At 61.9% G+C, this 7,503-nt stretch carries 10 protein-coding genes; 7 read left to right on the top strand and 3 right to left on the bottom strand.

Annotated features, from left to right (window positions below; translation table 11 throughout):
- Positions 1 to 633 precede the first annotated feature (633 nt).
- The gene (locus HMPREF2736_RS07535) at positions 634 to 1,683 is read right to left on the bottom strand and encodes a pseudouridine synthase (protein ID WP_141761611.1); all 1,050 of its coding nucleotides are present in this window, start codon (positions 1,681 to 1,683) and stop codon (positions 634 to 636) included.
- Here HMPREF2736_RS07535 and HMPREF2736_RS12395 point away from each other — a divergent pair.
- The 6 genes from HMPREF2736_RS12395 to HMPREF2736_RS12390 all read left to right on the top strand — a co-directional run bounded on the left by HMPREF2736_RS12395 (position 1,619) and on the right by HMPREF2736_RS12390 (position 4,770).
- Positions 1,619 to 1,765: a hypothetical protein gene (locus tag HMPREF2736_RS12395; protein WP_167594476.1), complete on the top strand. Its 147-nt coding sequence runs from the start codon at positions 1,619 to 1,621 to the stop codon at positions 1,763 to 1,765. The genes HMPREF2736_RS07535 and HMPREF2736_RS12395 overlap by 65 nt on opposite strands.
- A gap of 62 nt (positions 1,766 to 1,827) precedes the next feature.
- The gene (locus tag HMPREF2736_RS07530) at positions 1,828 to 2,733 is read left to right on the top strand and encodes a universal stress protein (RefSeq protein ID WP_070422661.1); all 906 of its coding nucleotides are present in this window, start codon (positions 1,828 to 1,830) and stop codon (positions 2,731 to 2,733) included.
- Between the two features lie 84 nt (positions 2,734 to 2,817).
- Positions 2,818 to 3,087 (top strand): GlsB/YeaQ/YmgE family stress response membrane protein, encoded by a 270-nt coding sequence (locus tag HMPREF2736_RS07525; protein WP_070422660.1) that lies wholly within the window; start codon positions 2,818 to 2,820, stop codon positions 3,085 to 3,087.
- Positions 3,088 to 3,202: 115 nt separating this feature from the next.
- The gene (locus HMPREF2736_RS07520; protein WP_070422659.1) at positions 3,203 to 3,832 is read left to right on the top strand and encodes a TetR/AcrR family transcriptional regulator; all 630 of its coding nucleotides are present in this window, start codon (positions 3,203 to 3,205) and stop codon (positions 3,830 to 3,832) included.
- 2 nt (positions 3,833 to 3,834) lie between these two features.
- Positions 3,835 to 4,614 (top strand): class E sortase, encoded by a 780-nt coding sequence (locus tag HMPREF2736_RS07515; protein WP_070829305.1) that lies wholly within the window; start codon positions 3,835 to 3,837, stop codon positions 4,612 to 4,614.
- A 3-nt stretch (positions 4,615 to 4,617) separates the two neighbouring features.
- Entirely contained in the window at positions 4,618 to 4,770 is a 153-nt protein-coding gene (locus tag HMPREF2736_RS12390; RefSeq protein WP_167617510.1) for a hypothetical protein, read from the top strand.
- Between the two features lie 3 nt (positions 4,771 to 4,773).
- On the opposite strand, the gene HMPREF2736_RS11980 is transcribed toward HMPREF2736_RS12390, so the two are convergent.
- Positions 4,774 to 5,721, bottom strand: coding sequence for a TIGR00730 family Rossman fold protein (locus HMPREF2736_RS11980; protein ID WP_083323018.1), 948 nt, complete (start codon positions 5,719 to 5,721; stop codon positions 4,774 to 4,776).
- Positions 5,721 to 6,272 (bottom strand): DUF2020 domain-containing protein, encoded by a 552-nt coding sequence (locus tag HMPREF2736_RS07505; RefSeq protein WP_070829304.1) that lies wholly within the window; start codon positions 6,270 to 6,272, stop codon positions 5,721 to 5,723. The genes HMPREF2736_RS11980 and HMPREF2736_RS07505 overlap by 1 nt, the downstream gene beginning before the upstream one ends.
- Between HMPREF2736_RS07505 and HMPREF2736_RS07500 the strand changes: the two genes are divergently transcribed.
- Entirely contained in the window at positions 6,271 to 7,491 is a 1,221-nt protein-coding gene (locus HMPREF2736_RS07500; protein ID WP_070829303.1) for a sensor histidine kinase, read from the top strand. The two genes, HMPREF2736_RS07505 and HMPREF2736_RS07500, sit on opposite strands and share 2 nt — an antisense overlap.
- The last annotated feature ends 12 nt before the right edge of the window (positions 7,492 to 7,503 follow it).

Here is a 7,503-nt window from a genome sequence, read left to right as displayed (position 1 = left end):
ACCGCCGACCCAACAACTTCACACACAAACACCCGTAGACGAAACCACCCAGTTTCATCTACGGGTGTTTTTTCACATTCCCATCCCTCTACATTTCGTTGGTGACCACCAACTTGTCCGCAATGCGGAGTCGGAATGTCTGCAATGCGGAATCAACGACAAAACCGGCGTCACTATCCCACTGCATAGTCAACGGCTGGGTTCCCAACCGCCCGTGACCTGGCTGAGGCAACAGAATCGTTGGTGTCCACCAGGTTGTCCGCAACGCGAAGTGAGAATCGGAATGAGGCTCACTATGCCACTGCATAGTTGGTGTCCACCCACTTGTCCGCAATGCAGAGTAAGGAGGGGATCGGGCATGACTATGCCGCTGCATAGTTAATGGGTACACCCCCACTAGTCCGCAATGCGGAGCCAAGCGGTTTCCACCCGCCCGTAGATACTTCATGTCTGGCGCGAACAGCTATCGATGCAAAATGGTGCCTCGTCGGCTGCAGGGTTTTACACTCCGCCCAGGTTGGCGAAAGGTGTGATGTGCAGTTTTGCATTCGGGGTTCCGGTAAGTCGGAAATGGTCGCGACAGATTGTGACAGCCGGACTGGCCAACGAAGGAGCTGTCAGGCCTTCCCGCCTCTAGTTCAGTGCGAAGGAGCGATCTTCGCCGGTCAATGGATCTACGAACCCTAAGCCGATGCAACGTAAACGCATGGGGCGGGAGAAGTCTTCGGCGTCGGCGGGGAGTAGGACTGGGTAGATGGTGTCGCCAAGGATGGGGGCGGCTTCGGTCATCATCTGGAGGCGCAGTTGGTGGGTGCGGCCGGTCGTTGGGTGGAGGACGTAGCGTGCCAGAGGAACGGTGACGCCATAGAGTGACTGCAACCCCTGCTCCTGCTCGGCAGGCAGCCGAGTAACGGAAGCTACCTCGGTGTGGGAGTTCGGCTCCTCACCCACGAGTACAGAACCAGCGGCTTCGCCAGCAACCTTGACCAGGTGGTGGGACCAGTCTGCAGGTACGGACAGTGCAACATACGGTGCGATCGCCTCGTACATCTTGTCCACCTCCCGGCGGGCAAAAAGTTCCTGGTAGGCGCCACGGACTTCGCGGCGTTTGGTCAACAGCAGCAAACCAGAAGTGCCGCGGTCCAACCTGTGAGCGGGGGTGAGTTCTTCGTTCCCGGTGGCGCGACGGAGACGCACGGTGGCGGTTTCGGTGATGTGGGAGGCACGCGGCATCGTCGCCAGGAATGGTGGCTTGTCCACGACGAGGATGTTGTCGTCTTCGAAGACTGGAACGATGTCGTAGGGGACGGCGGTTTCGGGGGCGGGACGTCGGTAGAAGAAGACGTCGGTGCCCGGGGCCAGCCAGTCCTCGGGAGAGATTGGGGTGGTGTCGCGGTGAACGACGAGGGATTCGTCGAAACGCTGTTGTACTGCGGAAAAGTTGTCTTCGGGGTGGCGGTGGCGCTGAGTGGAGACGAGGTGCCAGATGAAGTCGATGGCGCGGATGCCGTCGCCTTCGGGGACGCGGGCGCGGGATGCGCCGAGGCCGCCGCGGGGTGGCAGCGGCATTGCTGGTGGACCCTTCTTTCTCGCCATAGTGTGTAGTAGATTAGCCCGCATGGATCTTGGAGCATTGGTTGAGCCATTGATGGGCTTCTTTTCGCAGGGCATTGGTAAGGCGATCGCGGACGCGTTGACCCTGATTTACAACTTGCTGTATCCGGCGAATGCGCCGGCAGCAACCCCGGTGGAGATTCCCCGCTAACTTGCGCTTGCGCGACTAGAATGTGGGTATAACCAGCTGTCTAGCTCAGAAAGGCTGAGATAATGACCCAGGAAGAGACCCGCGAAGACATCGTCGTTGTTGCTGTCGATGGCAGCCCCGCTTCAGATAATGCGGTGCGTTGGGCGGCGAATACGGCGATGAAGCGTGGTATTCCGCTGCGTTTGGCTGCGAGCTACACCATGCCGCAGTTCCTGTACGCGGAGGGCATGGTTCCGCCGGCGGAGATTTTCGACGAACTCCAGCGCGAGACGATGCAGTCCGTGGATCGTGCCCGCGATATCGCACTTGAAGTGGCGCCGGACCTGCACATTGGCCACGCGGTGGCTGAGGGTTCTCCGATTGACATGCTGCTGCGTATGTCGAATGAGTCCACGATGATCGTGATGGGCTCCCGCGGTCTGGGCGGCCTGTCTGGCATGGTGCTGGGCTCCGTTTCTGGTGCTGTGGTGTCGCACGCGAACTGCCCGGTTGTGGTGGTGCGCGAGGATAGCGCGGTGACCGAAGAGAACAAGTACGGCCCGGTTGTGGTCGGTGTGGATGGCTCCGAGGTTTCGCAGCGCGCAACTGAAGTTGCCTTCGAGGAGGCGGCGGCGCGTGGGGCGGAGCTGGTTGCGGTGCACACTTGGGTGGATACTCACATCCAGGGCCCTGGTGCGGGATACGCGGTGGCTGAGGATCACTGGGAAGCTGTGAAGCAGGATAAGCAGCAGCTTCTCGACGAGTTGTTGGCCGAACTGATCGAGAAGTACCCGGATGTCCAGGTGAAGAAGGTTATTGCACGTGACCGTCCGGTGCGCGCACTGACCAACGCGGCAGAGAACGCCCAGTTGCTGGTGACCGGTTCGCACGGCCGTGGCGGCTTCAAGGGCATGCTGCTTGGCTCCACTTCGCGTGCGCTGCTGCAGTCGGCGCCGTGCCCGATGATGGTGGTCCGTCCGGAGGAGTAATAGATTCGTTACCCAAAAGTCCGAAAAACGAGGGACAATGGTAGGGGTAACTGACAAAATCTATTTAAAAGGACGGATTTCAACATGACTCCAACACTTGGTTTTATCGGCTGGATTATTATCGGCGGCCTTGCTGGCTGGATCGCATCCAAGATGCAGAACCGTGACGCACAGATGGGCATCGGCCTGAACATTCTGGTCGGTGTTATCGGTGGTTTCATCGGTGGCTGGCTGCTTGGCCTGCTCGGCTTTGATGTGGAAGGCGGTGGACGCTTCTTTAGTTTCCTGACCTGCCTGATCGGTGCGGTGATTCTGCTGTGGATTGTGAATAAGGTGACAGGTAGTCGTCGATAAGCAATCTGCTTTGAGCCCCCGGAGTGAGCTGCTCCGGGGGCTTTTCGCTGGAATAGACGAACCGTTTTGTCTATATTGAGATGGTCCTGTTTTAGGCGCGCGAAAGGAGTTCCTATTGGCCGCCGCCACGAGTAAGAAGAAGGCGCCTGCGCGCCGCCGCGATCGTCCGAGTCCTCGGCAGCGTCTGCTGGATGCCGCGACGAAGCTGTTTACAGAAGAAGGCATCCGCGTCATCGGCATTGACCGCATTTTGCGTGAGGCGGATGTGGCGAAGGCGTCGTTGTACTCGCTGCTGGGGTCGAAGGACAACTTGGTTGTTGCGTACCTGGAGGAGCTCGACGAGCAGTACCGTTCACGTTGGGGTGAGCGTGCGGCGAAGGCGCCGGATGCGGATTCGAAGATCCTCGCTTTGTTCGATATGGCGATCGAGGAGGAGCCCCAGAAGGAGTTCCGTGGCTCGCCGTTCCTCAACGCTGCGGCCGAGTACCCGCGCCCGGAGACGGAATCCGAGGAGCGGATTGTGGAGACCTGCAGGAATCATCGCCTGTGGATGCATTCCACGATCACGGAGTTGCTCAATGAGAAGAATGGCTACGATTCGTCCTCGTTGACGGATGAGCTGCTGATCTTTTTGGAGGGTGGGCTTGCTGGTGCGCGCATTTTGCGTGACAGTGCCCCCCTGCACACTGCTAAGGCTCTGGCCAAGTCCAAGTTGGGCGCGCCGCCACCGGATTACTCCATTTAGTTATGGCTGGGAAGAATCGTGTCAGTGTCTCGCAGGTGATTGGCGAGGTCCTGCTGACGGTTGGTGTGTTGCTGTTGCTGTTCGCGTTTTATGAGTCCTATTGGACCAATTTGGCGTCGGCGAAGATGCAGGACGATGTGCAGACGAGGCTTGAGGAGCAGTGGGTGAACCCTCGTCAGGCAAAGCAGGCTGAGTTGGGGGACGCGCTTGCGAAGATGTATATCCCGGCGTTTGGGCAGGACTACCAGTTCGCCATCGTCGAGGGCGTGCAGGAGGCGCAGTTGCTCACGGGTCCGGGGCACTACCCGGATACGCAGTACCCGGGCCAAGATGGCAACTTTGCGGTCGCTGGTCACCGTGTGGGCAAGGGTGCGCCGTTTAATGATCTTGGCGCGCTGAAGGCCTGTGACGCGATCGTTGTGGAGACGCAGAAGGAGTGGGTGACGTACCGGGTGATGCCGTTGTCGCCGGATCCGGCGGCTCGTCACGCGGAGGGCGCCGGATGCCTACCGGAGCAGATGAATGAGCGGATCGCGTCGGGGGATTACCAGCACGTGCTTGGCCGAGAGATTACGGTGCCGGGCAACATTGAGGTGGTCAATCCGATGCCTGGGTCGAAGTCCACGAAGGTGGAGCCCGGCATGGAGGGGCTGATTACGTTGACCACGTGTCACCCGCAGTTCTCTAACGCCGAGCGCATGATCATTCACGCGGTGCGCACGGAAGTGACGCCGAAGGACCAGGCGGGCGCGCTCCCGCCGGCGATGACGGAGGTGGATTAGCCCATGTATGCAGCGTTGTGGCGTAAACTGCCCGGCCCGCCGGTGGTGAAGTGGCTGCTCACCGCCGTCATCCTGGTGCTGCTGTTCCTCCTGCTCATGGAGGTTATTTACCCATGGGTGTCGGCGCAGATGCCGTATAACGACGTCGCGGTGTAGCCCTTAGAGCCAGCGCGGTACCGGTGGGTGCCAGGCGCGCAGTGCTGCGATGAGTTCGTCGGGGTCGTCGGCGACGATGAGGTGTGCTCGGTCGGTGGCGCGCACAAAGCCGTGGGCGACCATGTGGTCCACCATGGCGATGAAGGGGGCCCAGAAGTCGCGGCCGAGCAGCCCGATGGGTTTGCGGTGGAGGCCGAGTTGTTGGTTGGTCCATTCGTCGAAAAGTTCGTCGAGGGTGCCGGCGCCGCCGGGCAGGGCCACGATGGCGTCGGAAAGTTCGCTCATGCGTGCTTTGCGCTCGGCGAGGGTGTCCACCATTTCGAGGCGCTCGAGCCCGTCGTACTGGATCTCGTATTGCGCCAGGTGGTGTGTGAGGACGCCAATGCTTTTCGACGACCCCCTCGCCACGTCCCCCATCAGCCCGATCCTGGATCCGCCGTAGACCAGGGTGATGCCGTGGCGGGCGAGTGCTTTGCCAAAGTCGTGGGCGAGGGTGGCGTTGTTGGGGTCGGTGCCCTCGCGGGCGCCAGCGAACACGGCGATGGCGTTGATGTTCGCGGGGGTTAGCGCGGGAAAGATTTGGGTGCGCAGCAGGGGCGCGATTTCAAAGTCGGCGTGGTCGGTGGGGTCGATCCAGGTGGCTTCGGCGATCTCGGCGGCGGGGGCCGGATCGGCGGGTAGGCCGGGGTGGAGGAACACAGTGGAGGTCACGCTGTGGCCGGGCTCGTTGGAGGCCTCGGCGGTAAACGTGCCCAGGTAGCTCAAGTGTTCGGGGTCGACGTCGATGCCGATTTCTTCGCGGGTTTCGCGCATTGCGGTTTGCAGGCGGGTCTCGCCGCCTTCCGGCTTGCCTCCGGGGAGTTGGAAGCGCGGGCTGGAGTGTTTGCGTACGCACAGGACGCGCCCGGCGTTGTCGGTGAATACGATGGCGGCGACGTTGATGGTGTTCATTACAGCCCTAGGTTAGTGATTGCTTCGGTGGCTACCGCTTCGGCTTTGACCGACTCGTCTTGGTTGGTAAACACCGTCACGGCCACGTTGCCTTTGGCCACGGAGTATGCGGCGCCGATGCGGTTGGGGACGTCTCCGCCGCCATGGCGGCCACCGTCCCAGCCTGCGGGGTGGTCGGCGGGTTGGGTGAGGTCTACCGGGGTGGCCCAGTCCACCACCGCCATGGCCTGTTCAGGGGAGTCCATGTGGCGCACGATCACGGTCAGTTGGGGTTCTTCGGGGTAGGACCAGAACTGGCAGGCTGGGGTGTCGAAGCGGGTGTCGGTGCCCACCCCGGTGACGCGCTGGCCGTTGGTGCGCGCTACCCACTCGGTGTCCAGGTAGGGGCATTCCTGCCACCCGTCGCGCGAGGTGTCCGGCAGCGCTTCGACCGGCAGGCCGGAATCGGGGGTGGGAGCGGGTTCGGGGGTGGGGGTGTCGTCGTTAAGCGATTGCTCCCCGCAACCGGCGAGGGCGAGCACGAGCAGCACGATGGGTAATCTCGAACGCATGAGCTCCAGATTAGTGCTGCTGGAGCAGCACCCCGGAAAACGTACCGAAAACAGCGCGCTTGATTCCGGCATCACCATTTTGGCTGTGTGCCTGATGGTGGTGTCGCTGGGCGCGCTGGCGCGGATGCCGCTGAACGAGGCGCTGCTGCACATTTTGCTCACCGCCGGGTTCGCGTTTCTGCTGTTCTACGGCATGGTGGAGATGTACCGGTGGGGCAAATGGGGTCGCATCGTGTGGGCGTTTAGCGCGACTGCGCTGTGGGTGGCGGATACGACGGTGTCGCCGGTGGCGGTGTACTGGGTGTTCGTGCTGTTCTTCGTCTATCTGCGGGCGATGCGCGGCTGGCTCGGCTACGTCTGGGTGGCGGTGGGGCTGGCGATTAGCATCGCGGTGCAGATCCCGGCGGGGCTCACGCTCGGCGGGGTGATGGGACCGGCGCTGTCGGCGGTGGTGGTGATGGCGATTGATTGGGCGTTTTTCACCATCAATAAGGTCAGCCAAGAACGCCAGCAACTTATCGACGAACTCCTGGCCACCCGCGACCGTCTCGCCGAAACTGAGCGCGCCGCCGGTGTAGCGCAGGAACGCGAACGATTGGCTCACGAGATTCACGACACGGTGGCGCAGAACCTGTCCTCGATCCAGATGCTGCTGCACTCCGCCGAGCGCGACATCCAAGCGTTGGGTGTGGACGCGACGCAGCCGTTGCGCAAGATGGAAACTGCGCGGCGGGCGGCGTCGAACAACCTGGCAGAAACGCGGGCGATGATTGCGGCGTTGGCGCCGGCGCCGTTGACGGAGTCGTCGTTACGTGAAGCGCTCGAGCGGGTCGCGGGTGACTTTGCCGCGGCAGGCGAGTTGGACATTGAGGTGGAGACAGACGGCGAGGCCATCCAGCTGCCCATGCGCGTGGAGGCCGGCCTGCTGCGTATCGCGCAGGGGGCGGTGTCCAACGTGGTCAACCACGCCGAGGCCACCCGTACCCGCATCACGCTGACCTACGCGCCGGACGAGGTGCGCCTGGACGTGGTGGACAACGGGCGCGGCTTCGACGTGGATGCTCAGGAACTCAAACCCAGCGGGTTGGGGCATTTGGGGCTGGACGCGATGCGTTCACGTGCGGCAGAACTGGGCGGAAAGTTGGACATTGAGTCCGCGCCGGGCGGGCCTACGGCCCTTTCTGTCGCCGTGCCGGTTAATATCAACCAAAAGACGTAAACGAGGAGGTCC

The organism is Corynebacterium sp. HMSC036E10 (assembly GCF_001836265.1).
Classification (GTDB): domain Bacteria; phylum Actinomycetota; class Actinomycetes; order Mycobacteriales; family Mycobacteriaceae; genus Corynebacterium; species Corynebacterium coyleae.
The sequence above is the reverse complement of the archived record's forward strand: the minus strand, read 5'-3'. Positions and strand labels throughout refer to the sequence as shown.

What these genes read in the sequence shown, in the direction of transcription:
- HMPREF2736_RS07515 (WP_070829305.1), top strand. Translation starts at nt 3,835, where the DNA reads ATGGCTGGGAAGAATCGTGTCAGTGTCTCGCAGGTGATTGGCGAGGTC.
- HMPREF2736_RS07500 (WP_070829303.1), top strand. Translation starts at nt 6,271, where the DNA reads ATGAGCTCCAGATTAGTGCTGCTGGAGCAGCACCCCGGAAAACGTACC.
- HMPREF2736_RS12395 (WP_167594476.1), top strand. Translation starts at nt 1,619, where the DNA reads ATGGATCTTGGAGCATTGGTTGAGCCATTGATGGGCTTCTTTTCGCAG.
- HMPREF2736_RS07505 (WP_070829304.1), bottom strand. Translation starts at nt 6,272, where the DNA reads ATGCGTTCGAGATTACCCATCGTGCTGCTCGTGCTCGCCCTCGCCGGT.
- HMPREF2736_RS11980 (WP_083323018.1), bottom strand. Translation starts at nt 5,721, where the DNA reads ATGAACACCATCAACGTCGCCGCCATCGTATTCACCGACAACGCCGGG.
- HMPREF2736_RS12390 (WP_167617510.1), top strand. Translation starts at nt 4,618, where the DNA reads ATGTATGCAGCGTTGTGGCGTAAACTGCCCGGCCCGCCGGTGGTGAAG.
- HMPREF2736_RS07525 (WP_070422660.1), top strand. Translation starts at nt 2,818, where the DNA reads ATGACTCCAACACTTGGTTTTATCGGCTGGATTATTATCGGCGGCCTT.
- HMPREF2736_RS07530 (WP_070422661.1), top strand. Translation starts at nt 1,828, where the DNA reads ATGACCCAGGAAGAGACCCGCGAAGACATCGTCGTTGTTGCTGTCGAT.